Source organism: Paracoccus sp. SSJ (genome assembly GCF_030234105.1).
In the GTDB taxonomy this organism is placed as follows: Bacteria; Pseudomonadota; Alphaproteobacteria; order Rhodobacterales; family Rhodobacteraceae; genus Paracoccus; species Paracoccus denitrificans.
This window is the reverse complement of sequence record NZ_JASSPE010000001.1, coordinates 245,107-270,584: the sequence shown is the minus strand read 5'-3', so window position 1 is coordinate 270,584 and position 25,478 is coordinate 245,107. Positions and strand designations below refer to the sequence as shown.

21 protein-coding genes are annotated in these 25,478 nt (G+C 66.5%); 20 read left to right on the top strand and 1 reads right to left on the bottom strand.

Annotated elements, in window-relative coordinates:
- Positions 1–2 precede the first annotated feature (2 nt).
- The 20 genes from QPR87_RS01265 (at position 3) to QPR87_RS01170 (ending at position 24,198) form a co-directional block, all read left to right on the top strand.
- Positions 3–1,007, top strand: a complete 1,005-nt coding sequence (locus tag QPR87_RS01265; protein ID WP_285047862.1) for a 4-hydroxyproline epimerase — start codon at positions 3–5, stop codon at positions 1,005–1,007.
- Between the two features lie 175 nt (positions 1,008–1,182).
- The gene (locus QPR87_RS01260; protein WP_011751077.1) at positions 1,183–1,800 is read left to right on the top strand and encodes a TRAP transporter small permease; all 618 of its coding nucleotides are present in this window, start codon (positions 1,183–1,185) and stop codon (positions 1,798–1,800) included.
- Complete coding sequence (locus QPR87_RS01255) at positions 1,800–3,065, top strand: TRAP transporter large permease (protein WP_285047859.1); 1,266 nt, start codon at positions 1,800–1,802, stop codon at positions 3,063–3,065. The genes QPR87_RS01260 and QPR87_RS01255 overlap by 1 nt, the downstream gene beginning before the upstream one ends.
- Positions 3,066–3,091: 26 nt before the next feature.
- A complete protein-coding gene (locus tag QPR87_RS01250; protein ID WP_285047856.1) occupies positions 3,092–4,078 on the top strand; it encodes a TRAP transporter substrate-binding protein in 987 nt (328 codons plus the stop codon).
- Positions 4,079–4,193: 115 nt separating this feature from the next.
- On the top strand, positions 4,194–5,192 hold the full coding sequence (locus QPR87_RS01245) for an Ldh family oxidoreductase (RefSeq protein ID WP_285048065.1): 999 nt from the start codon (positions 4,194–4,196) through the stop codon (positions 5,190–5,192).
- Between the two features lie 155 nt (positions 5,193–5,347).
- Positions 5,348–7,039, top strand: a complete 1,692-nt coding sequence (gene lhpI, locus QPR87_RS01240) for a cis-3-hydroxy-L-proline dehydratase (protein WP_285047853.1) — start codon at positions 5,348–5,350, stop codon at positions 7,037–7,039.
- Between the two features lie 724 nt (positions 7,040–7,763).
- Positions 7,764–10,064 carry a caspase family protein gene (locus tag QPR87_RS01235; RefSeq protein WP_285047850.1) on the top strand — a complete coding sequence of 767 codons (2,301 nt, stop codon included), beginning with the start codon at positions 7,764–7,766 and terminating at the stop codon, positions 10,062–10,064.
- 464 nt (positions 10,065–10,528) lie between these two features.
- A complete protein-coding gene (locus tag QPR87_RS01230; protein WP_285047847.1) occupies positions 10,529–11,416 on the top strand; it encodes a substrate-binding domain-containing protein in 888 nt (295 codons plus the stop codon).
- 60 nt (positions 11,417–11,476) lie between these two features.
- On the top strand, positions 11,477–12,988 hold the full coding sequence (locus tag QPR87_RS01225) for a sugar ABC transporter ATP-binding protein (RefSeq protein ID WP_285047845.1): 1,512 nt from the start codon (positions 11,477–11,479) through the stop codon (positions 12,986–12,988).
- Positions 12,985–13,962, top strand: a complete 978-nt coding sequence (locus QPR87_RS01220) for an ABC transporter permease (RefSeq protein ID WP_285047843.1) — start codon at positions 12,985–12,987, stop codon at positions 13,960–13,962. Before QPR87_RS01225 ends, QPR87_RS01220 begins: the two co-directional genes overlap by 4 nt.
- 4 nt (positions 13,963–13,966) lie before the next feature.
- Positions 13,967–14,908: a tagatose kinase gene (locus QPR87_RS01215; RefSeq protein ID WP_285047840.1), complete on the top strand. Its 942-nt coding sequence runs from the start codon at positions 13,967–13,969 to the stop codon at positions 14,906–14,908.
- Positions 14,909–14,913: 5 nt separating this feature from the next.
- Positions 14,914–16,191 carry a D-tagatose-bisphosphate aldolase, class II, non-catalytic subunit gene (locus tag QPR87_RS01210; RefSeq protein WP_285047837.1) on the top strand — a complete coding sequence of 426 codons (1,278 nt, stop codon included), beginning with the start codon at positions 14,914–14,916 and terminating at the stop codon, positions 16,189–16,191.
- A 181-nt stretch (positions 16,192–16,372) separates the two neighbouring features.
- The gene (locus QPR87_RS01205; protein WP_285047835.1) at positions 16,373–17,395 is read left to right on the top strand and encodes a LacI family DNA-binding transcriptional regulator; all 1,023 of its coding nucleotides are present in this window, start codon (positions 16,373–16,375) and stop codon (positions 17,393–17,395) included.
- Positions 17,396–17,504: 109 nt separating this feature from the next.
- A complete protein-coding gene (locus QPR87_RS01200) occupies positions 17,505–18,809 on the top strand; it encodes an ABC transporter substrate-binding protein (protein ID WP_285047832.1) in 1,305 nt (434 codons plus the stop codon).
- A gap of 104 nt (positions 18,810–18,913) precedes the next feature.
- Positions 18,914–19,786 (top strand): carbohydrate ABC transporter permease, encoded by an 873-nt coding sequence (locus QPR87_RS01195; RefSeq protein WP_285047829.1) that lies wholly within the window; start codon positions 18,914–18,916, stop codon positions 19,784–19,786.
- 7 nt (positions 19,787–19,793) lie between these two features.
- A complete protein-coding gene (locus QPR87_RS01190; RefSeq protein ID WP_011751062.1) occupies positions 19,794–20,624 on the top strand; it encodes a carbohydrate ABC transporter permease in 831 nt (276 codons plus the stop codon).
- A 7-nt stretch (positions 20,625–20,631) separates the two neighbouring features.
- A complete protein-coding gene (locus tag QPR87_RS01185; RefSeq protein ID WP_285047823.1) occupies positions 20,632–21,630 on the top strand; it encodes an ABC transporter ATP-binding protein in 999 nt (332 codons plus the stop codon).
- Positions 21,627–22,397 (top strand): L-iditol 2-dehydrogenase, encoded by a 771-nt coding sequence (locus QPR87_RS01180; protein WP_285047821.1) that lies wholly within the window; start codon positions 21,627–21,629, stop codon positions 22,395–22,397. The genes QPR87_RS01185 and QPR87_RS01180 overlap by 4 nt, the downstream gene beginning before the upstream one ends.
- A 57-nt stretch (positions 22,398–22,454) precedes the next feature.
- Entirely contained in the window at positions 22,455–23,447 is a 993-nt protein-coding gene (locus QPR87_RS01175; protein WP_285047818.1) for a zinc-dependent alcohol dehydrogenase family protein, read from the top strand.
- A gap of 67 nt (positions 23,448–23,514) precedes the next feature.
- Positions 23,515–24,198 carry an HAD-IA family hydrolase gene (locus tag QPR87_RS01170; protein ID WP_285047815.1) on the top strand — a complete coding sequence of 228 codons (684 nt, stop codon included), beginning with the start codon at positions 23,515–23,517 and terminating at the stop codon, positions 24,196–24,198.
- Here the strand turns inward: QPR87_RS01170 and QPR87_RS01165 are convergent.
- Positions 24,113–25,384, bottom strand: a complete 1,272-nt coding sequence (locus tag QPR87_RS01165; protein ID WP_285047813.1) for a DMT family transporter — start codon at positions 25,382–25,384, stop codon at positions 24,113–24,115. The genes QPR87_RS01170 and QPR87_RS01165 overlap by 86 nt on opposite strands.
- Between the last annotated feature and the right edge of the window lie 94 nt (positions 25,385–25,478).

Sequence of the window (25,478 nt, the reverse complement as noted above, 5' to 3'; positions counted from 1 at the left end):
TCATGACCCAATACATCTTTCCCTGCATCGACGGCCATACCTGCGGCAACCCGGTGCGCCTGGTCGCGGGCGGCGCGCCGCGGCTGGAGGGCGCGACCATGCTGGAAAAGCGCGCGCATTTCCTGCGCGAGTTCGACTGGATCCGCACCGGCCTGATGTTCGAGCCGCGCGGCCATGACATGATGTCGGGCGCGATCCTCTATCCGCCGACGCGCGGGGATTGCGACGTGGCGGTGCTGTATATCGAGACCTCGGGCTGCCTGCCCATGTGCGGCCACGGCACCATCGGCACGATCACCATGGGGATCGAGAACGGGCTGATCGTCCCCCGCACGCCCGGCCGCCTGTCCATCGAGACCCCGGCGGGCAAGGTGGACATCGAATACCGGCAGGAGGGCCGCCATGTCGAGGAGGTCCGGCTGACCAACGTGCCCGGCTTCCTGTACGCCGAGGGCCTGACGGCCGAGGTCGAGGGTCTGGGCGAGATCGTCGTGGACGTGGCCTATGGCGGCAATTTCTATGCCATCGTCGAACCGCAGAAGAATTTCCGCGACATGGCCGACCATACGGCGGGCGAGTTGATCGGCTGGTCGCTGACGCTGCGCGCGGCGCTGAACCAGAAATACGAGTTCGTCCATCCCGAGCACCCCGAGATCAGCGGGCTGAGCCACATCCAGTGGACCGGCGCGCCGACCGTGCCCGGCGCCCATGCCCGCAACGCCGTCTTCTATGGCGACAAGGCCATCGACCGCAGTCCCTGCGGCACCGGCACCTCGGCCCGGATGGCGCAGCTTGCGGCCAGGGGCAAGCTGGGGATCGGCGACGAGTTCTGGCACGAGTCGATCATCGGCTCGATCTTCAAGGGCCGGGTCGAGGCCGCCGCGACCGTGGCGGGCCGCGACGCCATCATCCCCTCGATCGCCGGATGGGCGCGCCAGACCGGGCTGAACACGATTTTCATCGATGCCGAGCGCGACCCCTTCGCCCATGGCTTCGTGGTGAAGTGAGCGCGTGACGGCGCGCTGAAACCGACGCGCGACGGCGCGATCAGACCTGCGCACCACGGCGCGATGCAAACGAAAGACCGACGTCCTGACCGCTGGCCGGGGCGCATGAGAAAGCATGGGATCGGCCGCCGCGGGCCGCTTCCCGAAGACCACTCACACCCAAGAGGTGCCCTCCATGCCACGACATCCAAGCCCCTCCGCCCCGCCAGGCAGATGGTCCCCGCTGATCCGCGCGTCCGAGGGCCTGCTGGTCGTCGAGCGCCGTGCCGTCGCAACGCTGATGGCGCTGCTCAGCGGCGCGATCCTGCTGAACGTGGTCACCCGCTACCTGGGGATGCCCCTTTACTGGATCGATGAGCTTGCGGTCTATTGCATGGTCTGGCTGACCTTCATCGGCGCCTCGACGATGACGCGGCTGCGGCTGGACTTTGCCGTGACGATGCTGACCGAGCGGCTGTCGCCCGGCGCGGCGCGGGTGGCCAGGGTAGTGGCGACCATCGTCGTCGTCCTGTTCGGCATCGGCCTTGCCGTGATGTGCTGGCTCTGGTTCGAACCCCTGGGCATCGCGCGTGCGGGTTTCGACGCCCGCGAATTCGCCGGCCAGACCTTCAACTTCATCTATACCGAGCGCACGCAGACCCTGAACTGGTCGACCTGGGTCCTGTATCTGATCCTGCCGATCTTTGCCCTGACGATGACCCTCCACGGTATCGCCAACCTGCTGGAAGACGTGGGCGCGGTCCCCAGGGTCCAGCGCGCGACGATGATCAACGCCGAGGAGGCGGTGAACTGATGCTGACCTCAACCGCCTTTCTGGTCGTGATGCTGGTGGGCGTGCCCATCGGCCTGTGCCTCTGCGTCGCGGCCATCGTCTATGTGCTGGCCAGCGGCAACATGGTGCTGTTCCAAAGCTATCCCTTGCAGATGTTCAACGCGGTGGACAGCTATGGCCTGATCGCCATCCCGCTGTTCGTCCTGATCGGAGAGATCATGAACGCGGGCGGCATCACCAAGAAGATCGTCGATATGGCCATGGCCTTCGTCGGCTCGCTGCGCGGCGGGCTGGCCTATGTCAACGCCATCGCGAACATGTTCGTGGCCTCGATCCTCGGCTCCGCCACGGCGCAGGTGGCGATCATGTCGCAGATCATGGTCCCCGAGATGGAGAAAAAGGGCTACGACAAGGACTTCTCCGCAGGGCTGACCGCCTATGGCGGGATGCTGGGGTCGATCATGCCGCCCTCGGTCATGTTCGTGGTCTACAGCGTCATGGCGCAGGTCTCGGTGTCGGACATGCTGATGGCGGGGCTGGTGCCGGGGCTGATCCTGACCGCGCTGTTCTGCGTGGTGATCGCCATCATCGGCCATTACCAGAAATTCCCGCGCAGCGAGCCGCAGACATTCAAGCAGCGCGCCGCCACGGTCTGGGCGGCGGTGCCGTCGCTGTCGATCCCCATCGTCATCGTCGGCTCGATCTTTTCGGGTCTTGCCAGCGCGACCGAGGCCGGTGCCGTCGGCGCGGTGATGTCGCTGCTCATCGGCCGCTTCTGGACGAGGCGGCTGCGTTTCTCGGACATGCCGGCGATCATGACCCGGGCGGGGCTTTACTCGGCCATCGTGCTGTTCCTGGTCGTGGCGGCGGGGGTGCTGTCCTGGATCCTCGTGTTCGGGCGCGTCCCGCAAGAGGTCGCCGGCTGGATCCAGACCGTGGCCAAGGACCCGGTGACCTTCATGCTGCTGGCCAACGTGATCCTGCTGGTGATCGGCACGGTGATCGACGGCATTCCCGGCCTGATCATGACGGTTCCGATCCTGCTGCCGATCGCCACCGAGGTCTATGGCATCGACCCGCATCATTTCGGCGTCGTCGTGGTGATCAACCTGGTGCTGGGGCTGCTGTCGCCGCCGGTCGGCCTGTGCTTCTTCGTCGCCGCCGCCGCGACGGGGGCCAATCCCGGGCGGATGTTCATGGTGACCATGCCGTTCTTCCTGATCACCTGCGTCCTTCTGGTGATCCTGTCGGTGTTCCCGGCCATCTCGTTGATCTTCATCGGATAAAACCCAACCAACAGAGGAGCGTTGCAATGATCAAGATTTCCCGCCGCCAGCTTGTCGCCGGGGCTGCGGCCCTGCCTTTCGCGGCCCCACAGGTGGCCCGCGCGCAATCGACCCAGTTGCGCCTTGGCCTGATCACCCCGGTCGGCCATTCGTGGAACGACGCGGCGCTGCGCCTGGCCGAGCGCCTTGCCCAGCAAAGCGACGGCCGCCTGACGATGACCGTCTTCCACTCCGGCCAGCTGGGCAACGAGCCTGCGATGATGCAGCAGCTGCAATCGGGGGCGCTGGACATGGGCATCATCCAGGCCGCCGAACTGGGCTCTCGCGTCGAGCATATCGCGGCGATCAATGCGCCCTATCTGGTGCGCTCGACCGATGCCGTGGCCAGGCTGGTCCGCCACCCGGAGGTGCTGAAGCTGTTCGACGTGCTGCCCCGGCAGACCGGCACCATCGGCCTTGGCTGGGCCATCACCGGCATGCGCACGGTGTTTTCGGTCAAGCCCATCGACAGCATCGCCGGCCTGAACGGCATGAAGCTGCGCATCAACCCGACGCCGGTCTATCGCGACTTCTACCAGCTGCTGGGCTCGGCGCCGACGCCGATTCCGACGCCGCAGGTCTTCGACGCCATGTCGAACGGTCAGGTCGACGGGCTGGAGGCCGATATCGAGTTCTCGTGGAACCAGCGCTTCGACAAGGTGGCAAAGTCCATCCTGCGCATGAACGCGGTGTTCATGCCGGCGGCCGCGGTCGCCTCGGGCCGGGTCTGGACGGCCATGCCGGAGGCTGATCGCGAGCTGATCGCCGGGGCGGTCAGGACCGTGCTGGACGAGCAGATCGACAGCCTGGCGGGCGAGGAGCCGGCGCTGATCGAGAACCTCCGCCAGACCGGGGTGCCAATGCACGAGGTCCCCCAGGAGGACACGACCGAGATCATCGCCGCCTTCGACAAGATCTGGATGCCGAAAGCGCCGGTGATCGAGCAGTTGCGCGAAATCGGCGCGGCGCTGTGAGCGGCGCCTTTTCCGCCTGAACCGGGCGGGCCGGCCGGCAACGATGCGCGCCATCCCGGCGCGCGTCGTCACCCTTCTTTCGATCTGGACGGGCGCGATGGAAACCAGGGTGACGATGACGCTTGACGAGATATTCGCCCTCGTCCTGTCGGTGCTGACGGCAAACGGCCTGTCGCGAGACCAGGCCGAGGCCATTGCCGACATCGTCACCCGGGCCGAGGCCGACGCCTGTCGATCGCATGGCCTGTATCGGGTCGAGGGCTATGTCGCGGGCCTGCGTGCAGGGCGCGTGAACCCGACCGCGCAGCCACGGGTTCGGCGGCTGAGACCGGCCTTGCTGCAAGTCGACGGCGACAAGGGTTTTGCCCCGTTCGCGGCGAACCTTGCGCGCCCGCATCTGATTGCGGCGGCCCGCGAAAACGGCATTGCCGCAATGGCGATTGGCCGGACGCATCATTTTTCGGCCCTCTGGGCCGATCTGGAACCGCTGGTCGAGGCGGGGCTGGTGGCGTGGTGCTTCGTCGTGGGCCAATGCTCGGTCGCACCCCATGGCGGCAGCGCGCCGCTGATGGGCACCAATCCCATCGGCTTCGGCTGGCCGCGGCCCGACGGCGCCCCGTTCATCTTCGATTTCGCGACAAGCGCGGCGGCGCGGGGCGAGGTCGAGCTGAAACGCCTTGCGGGCGAGCCGATTCCCGCGGGCTGGGGGATCGACGCGGAGGGGCGGCCCACGCTCGACCCGGCCGAGGCCCTCTCCGGCGCGTTTCTTCCCTTTGGCGGGCACAAGGGTTCGGCGCTGTCCATGATGGTCGAGCTGATCGCGGGCCCCCTGATCGGCGAGTTGACCAGCAAGCAGGTGGCCGCGCTTGGCCATCGGGACGACGGCCCGCCGCCGGGAGGCGAGCTGTTCATCGCGCTGGATCCCGCTTCGCTGGGCGGATCGGCACCCGCCGTCGCCGAGCGGTTCTTTCTGGATGCGAAGGCGCAGCCGGGCCTGCGGCTGCCGTCGGAGCGGCGATATGCCGCCCGCTCGCGCAGTCATGCGTCCGGCGTCGGCGTGCCGAGCGATCTTCTGCGCCGCATCGAGGCGCTCATGCCCGGCCCCGCAGCCTGAAGAAGGAAGAACCCGGATGCGCCCGCGCCTTTCCCTTGATGTCGTCGGTGCCTGGCCCGCCGGGCAGCATCGCCATTTCGTCGATCTCCAGTAGACCCCGGGGCGTTGCGCCGACGCCGAACCAATAAAGCCACGACCGACCGGAGACCAAGCAGATGACCATGACCGCATCCAGCATCCTGCCGGGCATCGCAGACGGGCCCATCCTGTTTTCGGACGAACCGCTCAGCTTCTGGGGCGGGGTGGATCCGGCCACCGGCAGGATCATCGACGTGCATCATCCGTTGCAGGGGCGCTCCATTGCCGGGCGCGTCCTGATAATGCCCTCGACCCGGGGATCCTGCACGGGATCGGGGGTGCTGCTGGATCTGGTCCTGTCGGGTCGCGGCCCGGCGGCCCTGGTCTTTTCCGAGCCCGAGGATGTGGTCACCCTGGGCGCCCTGATCGCCGCCGAGATGTTCGGCAAGGCGTTGCCGGTCCTGCGCCTGTCGCCTTCGGCATTCGATGTGCTGAGCGGCCAGGCGTCGGCGCGGATCGGCCTGGATCGGATCACGGCCGGCGATCTGTCGATTGCGGTCCAGCCCCCCGGCACCGCGTCGCTGGTCCTGACCGGGCAGGATCGCGCGATCCTCGATGGCGGGAACGGGACGGCCGCCGCCCAGGCCATGCGGATCATCTGCGCGATGGCGGCCCAGCAGGGGGCGCGGTGTCTTGTGGATGTCACGCAGGCGCATATCGACGGATGCATCTATGCCAGCCCGGCGAACCTGACCTTTGCCGAGCGCATGGTCGAGATGGGCGCCCGGGTGACGGTTCCGACGACGATGAACGCGATTTCCGTCGATCGCGAGAACTGGCGCCGGCAAGGCGTTCCCCCCAGCCTTGGCAATCCGGCACAGCGGCTGGCCGATGCCTATGTCAGGATGGGATGCCGGCCGACCTTTACCTGCTCTCCCTATCTTCTGGACAGTGCGCCGGGCAGGGGCGAGGCCATCGCCTGGGCGGAATCGAATGCCGTCATCCATGCCAACAGCGTCCTTGGCGCACGCACGGCGAAACATCCGGATTTTCTGGATCTGTGCATTGCGATCACCGGCAGGGCGCCCTTGTCCGGCGTCTATCTGGACGAGAACCGCAAGGCGCGCCGCATCATCGACGTGGACCTTCCACCCGATGCGGATGATGCGTTCTGGCCGCTGGTGGGCTATCTTGCGGGCAAGGTGTCGCCCGATCGCATTCCGCTGCTGCGCGGCCTTGCGCCGGCGCAGCCCGGCACGGACGAGTTGAAGGCCCTTTGCGCGGCTTTCGGCACCACCTCGGGCGCGGCGATGCTGCATGTCGAGGCCGTCACGCCCGAGGCCGAACTGATCGCCGACGATGCCGATCATTGCCGGATCACGCATGCCGACCTGGAGGATGGCTGGCGGCTTTTGAACGACGGTCCCGAGGATGTCGACCTTGTGGCCCTGGGCAGTCCCCACGCCTCGCTGAACGAATGCCGTGCCCTGGCACGAGGGCTTGCGGGGGACAGGGTCGTCATCCCCACCATCCTGACCACCGGCCGCGACACGCTCGCGCTGGCCCGCGCCGAGGGGGTGCTGGCAATGCTCGAGGCAAGCGGCGTGACGGTTCTGCCCGATCTGTGCTGGTGCTCGATCTCCGAGCCGGTCTTTCCGGTCCAGACGCATGCCGTGATGACCAATTCCGGGAAGTATGCCCATTACGGGCCGGGGCTGTCCGGTCGCGCCGTCAGGTTCGGCAACCTTGCGCAATGCGTTCGGGCGGCGCTGACGGGTAAGGCGCCCGGGATCATGCCGGACTGGATGCGGAAACCGGGCCGGCCATAAGACCAGAGAGCGGCGAGCCCTGCGCCCCCGGCACTGGCTTTCGGCTTTGGTGCAGCATGGCCATCGCCGATGCTGGCAGTATGTTTCCTTCAACCCGGGCGCCCGGTTGTGCCGGGGTTCAGCGGTGCTTGGCCTCTCGGCAGGGTATCCGATCCCCTCGGTCCGCTTGGCTCATCCGGGTTCCCGGCGGCTGTAGTGCGCCCTGGGGCCGCTGCGATCCGGACGGTCTTGCGGTGCGGCTGGCAGGCCGGATCGGCCGGCACGGCGTTTCTTGCCGGGCAGAGAATCTCTGGCTGAATTGCGCGATTTGGACTATCATCGCCGTATTGCAATGCGGGGCGGCAAAGATGCGTATCATTCTGGCCCTAACTCTCTCGACAGCAACAATTGCGCTTGTTTCCGGTTGTGAGGAAGTCCCTTCCGCATCCGAACCCGGTCAGCAATCGCAGGCGACGATCTCCTCGACAGGGTCCGGCGGCGGCTCGGGCGGCGGTCGCGGCGGTGGAACCGGCGGCGGCGGCACCGGCGGCAGCAACAGCGGTGGCTCGGGCAGCGGGTCCGGTGGAGGAAGCACCGGCGGCGGTTCCAGCGGCGGTTCCAGCGGCGGCGGCAGTGACGGCGGCTCGGGCGACGGGTCCGGCGGTGGCGACAGCGGCGGAGGTGGCGACGACGGGGGCGGCGGCGATGATGGGGGCGACGACGGTGGAGGAGGCTGGGGCTAGCGATGTCCGTCGGGCGACCAGCAAGGTCCCTGCTGCTGCTGGCGGCGGCGGTATCGCTGGGCCTGACGACACTGGCCGAGGCCGAAGGCGCCCGCATCGCGCTGGTCGTCGGCAACGGGAATTACCAGCGTATCCCGGCCCTGGACAACGCCGTGCGCGACGCCCGCGACATCGCCGACATGCTGCGCGACTTCGGCTTTACCGTGCAGGAGTCCCACGACCTTGACAGGGCGGGCTTCGAAACCTTCCTGCGCACGGCCCTGCTGAACATTCCCGAAGGATCGGAGCTGGTCTTTTTCTATGCGGGCCACGGCATCCAGATCGGGCGCCGGAACTATCTGCTGCCGACCGATGTGGCCTTTGAAAGCGTCTATGACCTGCCGGTGCAGTCCATTACCCTGGACCGGGTGGTCGAGTTGCTTTCGGCCCGCGGCTCAAGCCATGTCGCCATGATCGACGCTTGCCGCGAAAATCCGTTTCCGAACCTGCGCCTGGCGGCAAACCTTGATGCGACGCTGTTCGAGGCCAAGTCCGGCTTCGAGGTCTTTTCGACCCCCATCAACTCGCTGGTCGCCTTTTCGACCTCGCCCGGGCAGGTGGCCTATGACGGCGAAGCGGGCGGAAACGGGCCCTATACGCAGGCGATCCTGGCCTCGGCAGGGCAATATTCGGATGAGAACATTCTGACGATGCTGGCCGATGTGCGCCAGCGCGTCTACCAATCGACCAGCGGCCGCCAGGTGCCCTGGGAAAGCTCGACCCTGGTGCAGCCCTTCTATCTGGTCCAGGGCGGGGCGGTTTCCACTCCGGCCCCCTCGGATTCCACGACCTCCCAGCCCAACCGCAGCGCAGCGCCGGTGCAGGAAATTGCGGTCGATCTGGCGATGCCCTTCGCGCGCGAACTGCCGCTGGACGACAGGCTTGCCGGGCAGATCGGCGGGTTTCAGGGTGATGTCTCGGTGATCGAGGCCCCGCAGCATGGGCAGCTGGATCTTGCCGGCGGTGCCCTGACCTATCGCCCGCACCTGGCCGAGACCTCGATGGCGGGCAAGAGGGAATATGCCGTCCGCGACCGCTTCGGCCTTGGCATCGGCGGGGCGGAGCCGCGCATCCTGAACGTCTCGGTCGAGATGACGGCCCTGGCCTGCGACGTCCAGGCGGGCGATGCGCTGGATCTTCAGGGCGTGGGCCTTTACCGGCTGCCGAACCAGATCGAACCCCGGCGCGCATTGGCCGATTGCACGCAGGCCGTGACCGAAAATCCCGGCATTGCGCGGCTGCTCTACCAGCTGGGCCGCGCCCAGCAGGCTTCGGGCGACCTGAAATCGGCCTATGACAGTTTTCGCGCCGCCGCCGCGGCCGGCCATATCCGCGCCGGTCATGCGGCTGCCATGCTGCTGCTCAGCCCACGCGTGGACCGCGCGGCAGTGCCCATTCCGCTGGACGAGGCGCAGGGCAATGCGCTTCTGGACCAGGCCATCGCCAGCGGCGACCCCTTCGCCATGCATAGCCGCGGCCTGCGATTGCTGCGCAACGGACCTGCGGAGGACGATCGCCAGCGCGGCTTCGAATTGCTCGAGCGTGCGGCCGAGCTTGGCCATACCTATTCCATGAACGAGTTGGGCGCCTATTTCCTTGATCCCGACAGCCGCTGGTTCCGGCCGGAACGCGGGCTGACCTATCTGCGCGCCTCGGCCGAGCGCAAGGATATCTATGGCTACAACAACCTGGGGCTGGTGGCGCTGCGCGGCTATGAGGATGTGAAGCCGGACCATGCCGCCGCCCGGGACTGGTTCGAGCGCGCTGCCCAGGGCGGGCATCCCTTTGCGCCTTCGAATCTGGGGCGGATGATCATGCGCGGCCAGTTGGGCAAGCCCGATCCGCGTGCGGCGGTGCGCTGGTATGACATGGGGCTGGCGCGCGGCGACGGCTGGGGCGGCGCCAATGCCGCCGGTATCATCCTGAAGGGCGATGCCCGGCCCTTGGGCCCTGCCGATGCCGCCCTGCGCGCCGCCAAGGCGCTGTATCTGCCGGCGCCCGACGCGGCCGGCCGGGCGCGTGAACTGCTGGACGGGATTGCCGCCGCCGATCTGGACCGGGCCACGCAGATGATCCTGAACGAGTTGGGCGAAGCGGTCGCCGTGGACGGGCGGGCCGGTCCCGCCACCATCGAGGCGCTGGTCCGGGCCGGCAATCGGGCAGGGCTGGGGGCACTGCCTGCCGATGCGGGGGCGCAAGAGCGCCTGCTGATGGGGGCCCGGGCCTGGTGGGTGCAAAACCCGCCGCGCGTCGATCTGTTCTGAGGCGGGCAGCGCAAGTCCGGTCGCGCCGCAATTCTCGCGCATCCGTCCGGCGCATCTGAGGCGGGCAAGGCGGCCCGGCGGACCAGCGCCGTCCCCGATCAGGCAGAAAGCCGCCTGCCGCCATGGCAGGTGGCGGCCGCGCGAGACCTCCCCCGATGGCGCAGCGTAGCCGTGTCTCACGATTCGGTTGGCGCTGCCTGCGCGCCTTGCGCCGCTTGGTCCTCATTGTCAGATCGCTCCGGGCAGCACGCGGCTCCTTGCGCGTCGCGGGGATGATTTCACTTTGAAATCAAAGAGGTTTCTATCAATGGATCACAATGATACTTCGCGAACAAACTTTAAATTTGACACGCGTAAAATATGTAAGTAGCGTCACCTGGACCGCCATAGGGGAGGGGCTTTGGCGGCGAGTCGGGTTTTTCCCCGGCACCATCTCCTCGAAATCGAGATCCTGGGAGGACTCCATGAGTTTCAAGAAAGCGCTTTCGGCGCTGCTGACGACTGTTGCCCTGAGCGCGGGCGGCGCGGCCCATGCCGATGGCATCGGCGCCTCGCTGCTGACCCAGCAGCACCCGTTCTACATCGAGCTTGCCGATGCGATGAAAGCCGAGGCGGAAGCCAAGGGCGTGCCGCTGGAGATCAGCATCGCCAACCAGGACCTGAACAAGCAACTGGCCGATGTCGAGGATTTCATCGTCAAGGGCGTCGACGTGATCGTCATCTCGCCGGTGGACAGCCAGGGGGTGATGGCCGCCATTGCCAAGGCGGATACGGCGGGGATCAAGGTCATCACGGTGGACGTGCCCGCCGCGAATGCCAAGGTGACCTCGCATATCGGCACCGACAACTATACCGGCGGCGTCAAGGCCGGCGAGTTGATGGCCGAGGTTCTGGGCGGCAAGGGCAAGGTCGCGATCATCGATTATCCGACCGTGCAATCGGTGGTCGCGCGGGTCGAGGGCTTCAGGAAGGCCCTGGAGGCGCACCCGGAAATCGAGATCGTCGCCCAGCAGACCGGCATCACCCGGGCCGAGGCGCTGGCTGTCGCGCAGAACATGCTGCAGGCCAACCCTGACATCGCCGGCATCTTCGGCTTCGGCGACGATGCCGCGCTGGCCGCTGCCGTGGCGGTGAAGTCTGCGGGACTTGAAGGCCAGGTCAAGGTGATCGGCTTCGACGGCATGGAAGAGGCCCGCAACGCGGTCGACGCCAATCCGGTCATGGTCGGCGTGATCCAGCAATTCCCCGACCAGATGGGCAAGACCGCCGTGGATACCGCCGCGGCGGTCATCGAAGGCCAGGACGTGCCTGCCGAGCAGCCCATCGTTCCGGGCGTCTACGTCAAGGAATGAACCGCCGCGCCGCAGGGCGTCGGGGATGCCTTGCGGTGTGGTCACGGGGGAGTGGAGCGGATGAACCAGGCGGCGGAATTCGTGCTGTCCTTGCGCGATATAAGAAAGAGCTTCGGCCCGGTCGAGGCCCTGAAATCCATGCGGCTGGATGTCCGGCCGGGCCGCGTGCACACGATCCTGGGCGAGAACGGTGCAGGCAAGTCGACCTTGATGAAGATCCTGGTCGGCGTGCATCAGCCGTCGGGCGGGGAAATGGTGCTGGATGGGCGGCCTTACGCGCCGCACAGTCCGAAAGACGCCGCCGCCCAGGGGCTGGCGATCGTCTTTCAGGAACTCAGCCTGTGCAACAACCTGTCCGTCGCCGAGAACATCATGGCGACGCATGAACCCGCACGCCTCGGCTTCATCAACGACCGGAAGCTGCGGGCGGAAGCGAGGGCACTGGTCCGGGACCTGGGCCTGCCCGTGGATGTGGGCGCGAAGGTCGGGCACCTGTCGATTGCGCAGCGCCAGCTTGTCGAGATCGCCAAGGGTCTCAGCCAGCCCGCCAAGGTGCTGATCCTGGACGAGCCCACCTCGTCCCTGTCGGATTCCGAGGCCGAGATCCTGTTCGGCATCATCGACCGCCTCAAGGCGCGGGGCACCGCCATCCTCTATATCTCGCACCGCATGGAAGAGATCATGCGGCTATCCGACGACATCACCGTCATCCGGGACGGCGCCTATGTCGCGATGCGCAAGCGCGACGAGACCTCCATCGAGGAGCTTATCGCGCTGATGGTCGGCCGCAGGATGGATGAGATCTATCCGCCGCGTCTTGCGCCCGCGCCCGGCGCGGATGTTCGACCTGTTCTGGACGTGCGGGGCCTGTCCTGTGCGGGACGGTTCAGGGATGTCGGCTTCGAGGTTCGCCCCGGCGAGATTCTGGGCTTTTTCGGCCTGATCGGGTCCGGCCGCTCGGATGTGATGAACGCCCTGTTCGGAATGCGATCCACGAGCGGGGATATCCGCGTCGACGGCAAACCCGTCCGGCTGCGCAATCCGGCCGACGCCATCGCGGCCGGGATCGGCTTCGTGACCGAGAACCGCAAGGAAGAGGGGCTGGCCCTGGACGCGCCTGTGCGGTCGAATATCTCCATGGCCGCGCTGGACGGCTTTGCCGGGAAAGCCGGCTTCCTCCGCTTCGGCAAGGAACGCCGGGCGGCCAGGGCGGAGGTGCAGCGCCTCTGGGTTCGCACCAGTTCGCTTGAAACGCTCGCGGGGAAACTGTCCGGCGGCAACCAGCAAAAGGTCGTGCTGGCGAAATGGCTGTTGACCAGGCCGCGCGTCCTGATCCTGGACGAGCCGACGCGCGGCGTCGATGTCGGCGCGAAATTCGAGATCTATCGCATCATCCGCGAACTTGCCGCCGAGGGGACCGCGATCCTGCTGGTCTCATCGGAACTGCCCGAGGTGCTCGGGCTGGCGGATCGCATCGCCATCATGGCCGAGGGTGAACTGAAGGCCACGGTCGCGCGCGGCGACCTGACGCCCGAGCTTGTCATGGCCCATGCAACGGGAACGCATCAATGACCCAGACAACCGACACGACCATCAGCGCCGGGCGAGAGCAGCTGCGCGCCGCCTTGCATCAATATGGCGGCATCCTCGTCTCGCTCATCGTGCTTTGCGTGATCTTCACGGTTCTGAACGAACGCTTCATGACGGTCGCCAACCTGACCAACATCCTGCAACAGGTGGCGGTGGTCGCCATTGCCGCCTTCGGCATGACCTGGGTCATCCTGCTTGGGGAAATCGACCTCTCCATCGGCTCGATCATCGCGGTGGCGGGGATGGCGGGCGCGCAGGCACTGGCCTTCGGCTGGGGCTTCGCGCCGGCGCTGCTGTTCACGCTGGCGGCGGGCGCGGCGATGGGCCTGGTGAACGGCGTGCTGACCGCCAAGCTGATGCTGCCCTCCTTCATCGTGACGGTGGCGACGATGGGCATCTATCGCGGCTTGGTCAGCCTGCCGACCAACGGCGCGCCGGCGATGATCTCGGACCCGGCATGGACGGCGATCGGCGGCAGCAACTGGCTCGGCCTGCCGATCATCATCTGGATCGTCGTGGCCCTGTTCCTGTTCAACCATATCCTGCTGTCGCGCACGACCTTCGGCCGGCGCGCCTATCTGACCGGCGGCAATCGCGAGGCCGCACTTTATTCCGGCATCAAGGTGGACCGGCTGAAGATCGCCATCTTCACCCTGTCCGGCGTCATGGCGGCGGTGTCGGGGATCCTGCTTTCCTCGCGCCTCTATTCGGCGCAGACCAATGCCGGGATGAGCTATGAGCTCGACGCCATCGCGGCGGCGGTGCTGGGCGGCACCAGCCTGGCGGGCGGCGTCGGCACCATGGTCGGCACGCTGATCGGTGCGCTGATCATCGGGGTGATGAACAACGGCATGAACATGCTGTCGGTGCCCTATTTCTACCAGCTGATCGTCAAGGGCCTGGTGATCCTGATCGCCGTCTGGCTGGACGTGCGTGCCAAGCAGCGGCGGAGCTGAGAAGATGCGCAAGGTTCTGACCATCGGCGAGGTTCTCGTCGAGATCGTGGCGACCACCCGCGGCAACGGCTTTCTCAAGGCGCAACCGCTGGTCGGCCCTTTCCCCTCGGGCGCGCCGGCGATCTTCATCGACCAGGTCGGCAAGATGGGCACGCCCTGCGCCATCGTCTCGCGCGTGGGCGACGACGATTTCGGCCGCGTGAACATCGAACGGCTGCGGTCCGACGGCGTGGATGTCTCCGGCATCGAGGTGGCGCCGGGCGAAAGCACCGGCAGCGCCTTCGTGCGCTATCGCGACGATGGCAGCCGCGCCTTCGTCTACAACATCCGCCATGCCGCCTGCGGCAAGCTGCGACCGACCGCGGCGTCCGAGGCGCTGGTCGAAAGCTGCACTCACCTGCATGTCATGGGCTCGGCCTTTTCGGCGCCGGAACTGGGCGCGATGGTGATGGATGCGGCGCGGCGGATCAAGGCGCGGGGCGGCACGATCTCGTTCGATCCGAACCTGCGGCCCGAACTCTTGGACGTGCCCGGCATGCGCGCGGCGCTGGATGCGGTGCTGGCGATGACGGACCTGTTCATGCCTTCGGGCGAGGAATTGTTCCTGTTCGATACGGCCCGGGATGAGGCCGCCGTGATCGCCGCCCTGCTGGATCGCGGCATCCGCACCGTGGTCGTCAAGCGCGGCGCGGCCGGCGCCAGCCTGTTCGAGCGGGGCTTGCGCCTCGATGCCATGCCGCTGGCTGTCGATGAGGTCGACCCGACGGGTGCCGGCGACACCTTCGGCGGCGCCTTCCTCAGCCTGTGGCTGGCCGGTTCCGACCCGGCCGAGGCGCTGCGCCTTGCCAATGCCGCAGGCGCCCGCGCCGTGACCCGGCTGGGACCGATGGAGGGAACCTCGACCCGCGCGGAACTGGACGCGCTGCTTTCGGAACGGAAAGGCTGAGACCCATGACCGACAATCCCCTGAAATCCATCGCCGAATGGCGCGACCGACCCGGCCCCTCGGGCATCCCCTCGATCTGCACCGCGCATCCCATGGCGATCGAGGCGGCGATGCGCTGCACCGCGCCGACCCCCCTGCCGCTGCTGATCGAGGCGACCTGCAACCAGGTCAACCAGGATGGCGGCTATACCGGCATGACCCCCGCCGATTTCCGCCGCTTCGTCGAGGAAATCGCGGCCCGCACGGGTTTTCCGTTGGAGCGCCTGATCCTGGGCGGCGATCACCTTGGTCCGAACCCTTGGAAAAGCCTGCCTGCCGATCAGGCGATGGCAAAGGCCGAGGTGATGATCCGCGCCTTTGCCGCGGCAGGCTTCACCAAGCTGCATCTGGACTGCTCCATGGGCTGCGCCGGCGAGCCGGCGGCGCTGGACGATGCGCAGACGGCGGCGCGCGCGGCGCGGCTGGCGGCGGCGGCCGAGGAGGCGCGACCCCAAGGCGGCATCGCCCCGGTCTATGTCATCGGCACCGAGGTTCCGATCCCCGGCGGCGCGATGGAAGAGATCGAGGGGCTGGAACTGACCAGCCCCGGCGCGGCCCTGGCCACATTCCAGGTGCATTGCCGGGCTTTCGCGGATGCCGGACAGCAGGATGCCTTCACCCGCGTCGTCGGACTGGTGGTCCAGCCCGGCGTCGAGTTCGGAAATCACAATGTCATCGACTATGACCCGGCGGCGGCGCGCGACCTCTCCGCCGTGCTGGCGCAGATGCCGGGCGTGGTGTTCGAGGCGCATTCGACCGACTACCAGACCCGCGGGGCGCTGACCGCCCTGGTTCGCGACGGCTTTGCCATCCTCAAGGTCGGGCCGGGCCTGACCTTCGTGCTGCGCGAGGCGCTGTATGGGCTGGACGCCATCGCCGAGGAACTGTTCCCCGGCCGGCGCCGGCGCAGCCTGCGCCAGGCGACGGAGGCGGTGATGCTGGAGGCGCCCGGCAACTGGGACCGCTACTATCACGGGCCAGAGGCCGAGCGCGCCTTGCAGCGGCATTTCTCCTATAGCGACCGCATCCGCTATTACTGGCCGCAGCCGGCGGCCGAACGTGCGGTGGACGAGCTTTTTGCGCTGCTGGACGGGGTGGAACTGCCCGAGACGCTGATCGCGCAATATCTGGGCGGGCTTTATCCCGAAGTCCGGGCCGGTCGCCTGCCGCCGCGCGCCAGGGATCTGGCGCTGGCGGCGGTCGAGCGGCTGGCGCAGGATTATGTCGCGGCCTGCTGTTCCTGAACGGCCCTGCCGGCTTTTGGAAGGGCCGGGATCCTCCCGGCCCTTGCGTCGTTCCCGCCATGTCGCATCGGGTCGGGGATCGCCGCTATTGACCCTCGCCGCCTCGCGGCCGATATTGTCAAGATAAGTCTTTACGCGAGACAATATATTGCTTTCGGACGCGTTCCGAAGGGGAGGCGGCATGGAAGAGCAGAAGATCAAGAACATGGAAGAGTTCTCGGCGGTCAGCGGCATCTCGCGGCCGACGATCTCGAAATACTTCAACGACCCGTCCAGCGTCCGCCGCTCGACCCGCGAGCGGATCGAGGAGGCCATCGCCCGCTACGGCTACCGGCCGAACCTGTTCGCCATCAACCAGAACCGCAAGTTCACCAAGAACATCGGCATCGTCGTCCCGCATATCGTCGATCCGTTCTATGCCGAGATCGTCCGCCAGATCGAGACGCGCTGCATCGAGGCGGGGTATTGGGCCATCGTCCTGGGCTCGCACGGCGATGCCGAGCGCGAGCTGAGTGCTATCGAGATGCTGTATTCCCTGCGCATCGCCGGCGCCATCATCGCGCCCTTGGGGGACACGTCGGTCTCGGATCGCATCCGGCGACTTGCCGCGGACATCCCCACGGTGATCTTCGACAACCATATGAACGGGGACGAGATTTTCGTCGGCACCGACAATTTCCAAAGCGTCGGCTTGATGGTCGACTACCTGTGCCGCAGTGGTGAGCCGCCCTGCTTCCTGGACATGCCGGCCGTCAATACCAACGCCCGTGAACGCCGCGAAGCCTATGTCCGCGCCATGGAGGAGCAGGGCTTCCAGCCGCATGTGATCCCGGCCGAATCGGCCGGCTGGGATTTCGAGGAACTGGGCTACAATGCCGGGCTGCGGCTGCTGCCTGCGCATCAACTGCCGACGAACACCGTGCTTTGCGCCAATGACCGCATGGCGATCGGCCTGATCGCGGCGGCGTTTGAAAAGGGGCTGCGGGTGGGGCGCGGCGCCGCCACGGCGCTGCGCGTGGCCGGCCATGACGACCATCCGATGGCCCGCTTTACCGCGCCGGCCCTGACCACTGTTGCGCAAGACTATGTTTCCATTGCGGAAAGCAGCGTCTCCACGCTTTTCGGCATGATCGAAAACGGGGTTCGTCCCGCCAGCCCGCTGCGGCGGCTTGAAGGCAAGTTGATCCTGCGGGCATCGGCATGATTATTGGTTCGCGACCTCTATAAATTTTTCGCGCGTAAAAATATTGATTGACCCGTTACATGTGAATCCGTAACTTCCTTGGCAACAGCTTCACCGAGGGAGGACAAGGATGAAACTGAGAACGGCGTTTCTGGCCGTGACGGCGACTGCCCTGACGGGTGCCGCACAGGCCGAGGAACTGACCATCGCCACCGTGAACAACGGCGACATGATCATCATGCAGAAACTGGCCCCCGAATGGGAAAAGGCCACGGGGCACAGGATCAACTGGGTGATCCTGGAAGAAAACGTCCTGCGCCAAAGGGTGACGACCGACATCGCCACCAGGGGCGGGCAGTTCGACATCATGACCGTCGGCTCCTACGAGGCGCCGATCTGGGGCAAGCAGGGCTGGCTGATGCCGCTGGACGACCTGGGCGAAGACTACGACTATGCCGACCTGATCCCCTCGGTCGCCGCCGGGCTTTCGGCGGACGGCAAGCTGGTCGCGGCGCCGTTCTATGCGGAAAGCTCGTTCACCATGTATCGCAAGGATCTGTTCGAGGCGGCGGGGCTGACCATGCCCGAACAGCCGACCTACGGCCAGATCGCGGAATTCGTCGAAAAGCTGACCGACAAGTCCAGGGAGCAATATGGCATCTGCCTGCGCGGCAAGCCGGGCTGGGGCGAGAACATGGCCTTTCTCGGCACCTTGGTGAACACCTATGGCGGCCAGTGGTTCGACATGGACTGGCAGCCGCAGATCGACAGCCAGCCCTGGCAGGAGGCCATCTCCTATTACGTCGAGCTGATGACCAAATACGGGCCCCCCGGCGCGGTCAGCAATGGCTTCAACGAGAACCAGGCGCTGTTCCAGACCGGAAAATGCGCGATCTGGATCGACGCCACCTCGGCTGCGGGCCGGGTCTATGACCCCAAGCAAAGCGAGGTCGCCGACAAGATCGCCTTCGCGCCCGCGCCGCAGGCGGTCACCCCGGCGGGTTCGGCCTGGTTCTGGGCCTGGTCGCTGGCCATCCCCACCAGCTCGACCAAGGCCGATGTGGCCAAGTCCTTCATCGCCTGGGCGACCTCGAAGGATTACGTCAAGCTGGTCGGCGAGAAGGAGGGTTGGGTCGCCGTGCCGCCGGGCACGCGCCTTTCGACCTATGAATTGCCCGAATATCAGGAGGCTGCGCCCTTTGCCGCGACCGTCCTGGCCTCGATCGAGGCCACGGACCCGGCCAGGCCCACGAAGGATCCGGTGCCCTATACCGGCATCCAATATGTGACGATCCCCGAGTTCCAGGGCATCGGCACCGTCGTCGGCCAGCAGATCTCGGCCGCGCTGGCCGGGCAGACGAGCGTCGAAGCGGCCCTGAAGGCCGCGCAGGACTACGCGGCCCGGGAAATGTCCCGCGCGGGCTATCCCAAGTAACGGCTCCTCCCCGGAGGGGGGCGGGGAAGCAATCTCCGCCCCTTTTCGACAGCGGTCGATTTCTCCGGCCCATACGCGCCGATCTTTTTCCATAGGAGACACGCATGGCCACCGCGCATTCGCGCGCGCTTGCGCGCCTGATGGTCTCGCCCTCGGTCATCCTGCTGCTGATGTGGATGATCGTTCCCCTGGGCATGACCCTGTATTTCAGCTTCCTGCGCTACAATCTGCTCATGCCGGGCATGGAGACCTGGGCGGGTTTCGACAATTATTACTACTTCATCCAGCAGCCCTCGTTCTGGATCGCCCTGACGAATACGCTGGTCCTGGTGCTGGGCGTGCTTTGCATCACCGTGATCGGTGGCATCGCCCTGGCCTTGCTGCTGAACCAGCCCTTCTGGGGGCAGGGCATCGTCCGGGTCATGGTGATCGCGCCCTTTTTCGTCATGCCCACCGTTTCGGCGCTGGTGTGGAAGAACTTCTTCATGAACCCGGTCAACGGCATGTTCGCCCATCTGGCCAAGGCGCTGGGGTTCGCGCCGCTGGACTTCCTGTCGCAGGCGCCGCTGGCCTCGATCATCCTGATCGTTTCCTGGAGCTGGCTGCCCTTTGCCACGCTGATCCTGCTGACCGCGCTGCAGTCGCTGGACAGCGAGCAGATGGAGGCGGCCGAGATGGACGGTGCCGGCTGGCTTTCGCGCTTTCGCTACCTGACGCTGCCGCATCTGACGCGCTCGATCACCGTGGTGGTGCTGATCCAGACCATCTTCCTGCTGTCGATCTTTGCCGAGATTCTGGTGACCACCAATGGCGGCCCCGGCGTCGCCTCCACCAACCTGCCGTTCCTGGTCTATTCGCAGTCGCTGCTGTCCTTCGACGTGGGCGGCGGCTCGGCCGGGGGCATCATCGCGGTCATCCTGGCCAATATCGTGGCGATCTTCCTGATGCGGATGATCGGCAAGAACCTGGACGCATGAGGAAGCCATGGCACGCAAGACTTCCCCGACCCGACAGGCCGTCGTCACCGTGGCGGCATGGAGCATCGGTTTCCTGATCTTCCTGCCGATCCTGTGGACCGTCATCCTCAGCTTCAAGTCGGAAACAGACGCGATCCGCACGCCCTTGCAGGTGCTGTCGGCGCCCTGGACGACGGCGAGCTATGCCGAGGTGCAAGGCCGTTCGAACTACGGCGCGCATTTCATGAACTCGGTGATCATCTCGCTGGGCTCGACGGTGCTGGCGTTGCTGGTCGCCATCCCGGCGGCCTGGGCCATGGCCTTCCAGCCCGGCCGGCGGACCAAGGACCTGCTGATGTGGATGCTCTCCACCAAGATGATGCCGGCCGTGGGCGTGCTGATCCCCATCTATCTGATGTTTCGCGATTTCGGGCTGCTGGATACGCGCATCGGGCTGACGGTGGTGATGACGCTGATCAACCTGCCGATCGTGGTCTGGATGCTCTACACCTATTTCCGCGAGATCCCGTCCGAGATCCTGGAGGCGGCGCGGATGGACGGCGCCAGCCTGACGAAAGAGATCGTCCATGTGCTGACGCCGATGGCGGTTCCGGGCATCGCCTCGACGCTGCTGCTGAACGTCATCCTGGCTTGGAACGAGGCGTTCTGGACGCTGCAGCTGACCACCTCCAAGGCGGCGCCGCTGACGGCCTTCATCGCCAGCTATTCCTCGCCCGAGGGGCTTTTCTACGCGAAACTGTCGGCGGCCTCGACCATGGCCATCGCACCCATCCTGATCCTTGGCTGGTTCAGCCAGAAGCAACTGGTCCGCGGCCTGACCTTCGGCGCGGTGAAATGAGGTAGACATGGGACAGATTACCCTGACCAAGGTGCGCAAGGCCTTCGGCGAGGCCGAGGTCATTCCCGGCATCGACCTGCAGATCGACCACGGCGAGTTCGTGGTCTTCGTCGGCCCCTCGGGCTGCGGCAAGTCCACGCTGCTGCGGCTGATCGCCGGGCTGGAGGACATCAGTTCGGGCAATATCGTCATCGACGGGCGCGAGGCCAGCAACGCCCCGCCGGGCGAGCGCGGGCTGGCGATGGTGTTCCAAAGCTATGCGCTTTACCCGCATATGTCGGTGCGCAGGAACATCGCCTTTCCGCTGAAGATGGCGGGCATGGCGCAGGCCGAACAGGACCGCAAGGTCGAGGACGCGGCGCGCATCCTGAACCTGACGGGCTACCTGGACCGCCGCCCCGGTCAGCTTTCGGGCGGCCAGCGCCAGCGCGTCGCCATCGGCCGCGCCATCGTGCGCGAGCCGGCGGCGTTCCTGTTCGACGAGCCGCTGTCGAACCTTGATGCGGCGCTGCGCGTGACCATGCGCCACGAGATCAGCGAATTGCACCAGAAGCTGAAGACGACGATGATCTACGTCACCCACGACCAGGTCGAGGCGATGACCATGGCCGACAAGATCGTCGTCTTGCATGCCGGTCGGATCGAGCAGGTCGGCAGCCCGCTGGAACTTTACAACGCGCCCGCGAACCTATTCGTCGCGGGCTTCATCGGCAGCCCGAAGATGAACTTCGTCACCGGCCCCGAGGCGGCAAGGCACGGTGCCCATACCATCGGCATCCGCCCCGAGCATCTGGAGATCGTCGCCGAGGGCGGCTGGCAGGGCAGGGTGCATCTGGCCGAGCATCTGGGATCGGACACCTTCCTCAAGGTGGACAGTCCCGAGTTGGGCGAGCTGACCGTCCGCGTCAGCGGCGAACGCGGGCTGAACCCCGGCGACGAGCTGCGGCTGATGCCGCGCCCCGAACGGATTTATCGTTTCTCTGAAGATGGAAGGTCCATGACATGAGACTGCAAGGCAAAACCGCCCTGATCACCGGCGCGGCCCGCGGCATCGGGCTGGAATTCGCCCGTGCCTATATCGCCGAGGGCGCCCGCGTCGCGCTGGCCGACATCAATGCCGACGCCGTGCGCGCCGCCGCCGAAAGCCTTGGCCCGCAGGCCGTCGCCGTGCAGATGGACGTGACCCGGCAGGACAGCATCGACGCCGGATTCGCCGAGGTGATCGGCACGTTCGGCCGTCTGGATATCCTGGTCAACAACGCCGCGCTGTTCACCGCCGCGCCGGTCGAGGAGGTCACCCGCGCCGATTACGACCGTGTCATGGCGGTGAACATGACCGGTGCCTTCTTCTGCATGCAGGCGGCGGCGAAGCACATGATCGCCCGCGGCAAGGGCGGCAAGATCATCAACATGGCATCTCAGGCCGGCCGCCGGGGCGAGCCCCTGGTCGCGGTCTATTGCGCCGGCAAGGCCGCCGTCATCAGCATGACCCAAAGCGCCGGCCTCGGCCTGATCCGCCACGGCATCAACGTCAACGCCATCGCCCCGGGCGTGGTGGACGGTGAGCATTGGGACGTGGTGGACGAGCATTTCGCCCGCTTCGAGGGCCTGAAGCCGGGCGAGAAGAAAAAGCTGGTCGGCGCGGCCGTGCCCTTCGGCCGCATGGGCGTGGCCTCGGACCTGACCGGCATGGCGATCTTTCTTGCCACGGCCGAGGCCGAATACATCGTCGGCCAGACCTTCGGCGTCGACGGCGGCAACTGGCTGGCCTGAGATTTCACCTTCGCGGTTCCGGCGATCGTCGGGGCCGCCGCATCATCCGGGATCCACATGCAAGCCATCGTCTTTCGCCAGGGCGGCCAGGTAGCCGTCGAAACCCTGGCCGATCCCGAACCCGGTCCGGGCGAGGTGCTGATCGCGGTCCGCGCCAGCGGCATCTGCCACACCGATATCGAGATCCTGCGGGGCAATTACGGCGCCTCGGCCTTTCCGCTTGTGCCGGGCCACGAATATGCCGGCGAGGTGCTGGCCCTGGGCGCGGGTGTCACCGGCTTCGCTGCCGGCGATCTGGTCGTGGTCGATCCGAACATCGGTTGCGGCACCTGTCCCGGTTGCCGCGCCGGCCGGGTCAACCTGTGCGAAAGCCTTGGCGCCTATGGCGTCACCCGCAACGGCGGCTTTGCCGAGCGTTGCGTGGTGCGGGCCGATGCCCTGGTGCCTGCGCCCGGCATGGACCCGGCGCTGGCGGCGTTGGCCGAGCCGATGGGCTGCGTGCTGAACGGCCTGTCGCCCCTGGCCGGACGCCGGATCGACCGGGCGCTGGTCTTTGGCGCCGGACCCATCGGCATGCTGATGGGCATCGCCCTGCGTCAGCGCGGGGCCGAGGCGATCATGGTCGATCTGGACGAGGATCGGCTGGCGATGGCCGCCGAGTTCGGCCTTGGCGCTCTGGCCCAGGGCACGGCCGAGCTGGATCGGTTGCGCCATGGCTGCGATCTGGCGGTGGACGCGACCGGCGTGCCCGCGGTGGCGGCGCGCCTGCCGGAATACGCCGCGAATGGCGGCAATATGCTTTATTTCGGCGTATGCCCGCCCGCGGCGCGGATCGAGATTTCCCCGTTCGAGATCTTCCGCCGCCAGCTTTCGCTGTTCGGCACGCATTCCCTGAACCACAACATCGCCGAGGCGCTGGAGGTCATCCAGGCTTGCGGCCCGGGCCTGGGCAGGCTGATCACCCACCGGCTGCCGCTGCCCGAGGTCGCCAGGCTCTTCGGCGCCGGCACGCCGCGGGGCGCCATGAAGGTGTTGATGGATACGGAATGACCGGGAGGGGCGGGGATTTGCGATCGGGTCCAAACTGGTCCAGACAAGGAATGAGAAACCTGGCGGGATGACGGAATTGAAGCACGCCCCTGCAAGCTACGCGGCATTCCTGTTCGACATGGATGGAACGCTGCTGACGTCGATCCCGGTCGTCGAGCGGGTCTGGACCGAATGGGCGCGCCGTGTCGGCGTGCCCGTCGCCGATGTCCTTGCCTATCTGCACGGCCGCCGCGCCGTCGACACCGTTCGCCGTTTCGCCCCGCCGCATGCGCTTATCGATGAAGAGGTCGCCTGGGTCGAGGCACGCGAGATCGAGGATGTCGATGGGGTCGTCGCAATCGCAGGCGCTGTCGAACTGCTTGCGTCGCTTGCGCACGAGCGATGGGCTGTCGTGACCTCGGCAAGCCGCAAGCTCGCATTGCGCCGCATGGAGGCCGCGGCACTTCCGCTGCCCCGGTTCATGATCACCTCGGACGACGTCTCGCAAGGCAAGCCGGACCCGGAAGGCTATCGCCGGGGGGCCGGGCTTCTGGGCGTGGATATCGCCCGCTGCCTGGTTTTCGAGGATACGGAAGCCGGTCTGCTGGCCGGGCGGGCTGCGGGGGCGCAGGTGATCCGTATCGCAGGGCCGCATACTGCGCCTCAGGGCGTGGGTGTGCCGACGATCAGCGACTACGATGGGCTTCGTGTCCTGTCCCGCCCCGATGGCATGACGCTGAGCTGCGCCAGCATGGGCCCCGCCGTCCCCTGAAAATGCGGCGACGGGCTGCGTGGGCAGGCACGGACCCCTTTCCGCCTATGCGAGATGCTCTTCGAAAAAGGATTGCAGGCTGTCGAAGGGGATCGCGTCCATGTGGTCGTAGAGATCGACGTGATCGGCGCCCTCGAGGATCATCAGCTCCTTCGGCTCGGCCGCGGCCTTGCAGGCGTCCTCGCTCAAATAGCGCGAATGGGCGTTCTCGCCCGCCTTCAGGATCATTGTCGATGCGCTGAGGCATCGGGGCAGGGCGGGTTACCGGAGCATTTGACGAAGGCGGCAACGCCGGCACGATTGCAGGCGACCTGCTTTGCAAAGTCAGGCGAAGCGCCTTGCCCCCGCGACGCAGGCGACCACGATCACGGTCGATGCGATCATGGTCCATGCGATGGGCTCCCTGAGGAAGATCGCGGCAAGCACGAACCCGAAGAAGGGTTGGAGAAGCTGCAATTGCCCTACGCCGGCTATGCCGCCCAGGGCAAGACCCGCGATACCAGAAGATGAATCCCACCATCATGCTGAAGACCGACACATAGGCGAGGCCGGTCCAGCCCGGGAGCGTGACGTCGCCGAAGCTGTCGGGCCAGGTGACGAGGGTCAGGACGCCCATGACCGGCAACGACAGGATCAGGGACCAGGAGATGACCTGCCAGCCGCCCAGGCGGCGCGACAAGGTGGCGCCTTCGGCATAGCCGAGGCCGCAAACGACGACCGCCGCGACCATGAGCAGGTCGCCGGCCACCGTGCCGCCGCCGCTGCCGTGCAGGGCGAAGCCCGCGACCGCCGCCGCGCCGATGATCGAGAAGGCCCAGAACGGCGCATGCGGACGCTCGCCGCCGCGCAACACGCCGAAGATGGCGGTCGCCAGCGGCAGCAGGCCGATGAAGACGATGGAATGGGCGGCGGTGATGTGCCGAAGCGCCAGCGCGGTCAGCAAGGGAAAGCCGACGACCACGCCGATGGCGACGAGCGCCAGGGGCAGGATGTCCCCGCGCCCGGGCCGGGGCTGGCGTAGTGCAACGAGAAAGATTGCGCCCAACAGTGCGGCCAGCAGCGCCCGCGCCGAGGTCAGGAAGATCGGGGTGAAGTCCGCCACCGCCACCCGCGTGGCCGGCAGCGAGCCGCTGAAGATGATGACCCCGATCAGGCCGCTGCCCCATCCTGCTGATTTCATGCCCATGCACCCTTGCTTGCAGGGATGTTCCATAGCGCCTTGATGCTCGCGCGGACAGAAACAGTGCGATACGATTATCCAGATCCGTATGGCATGAATT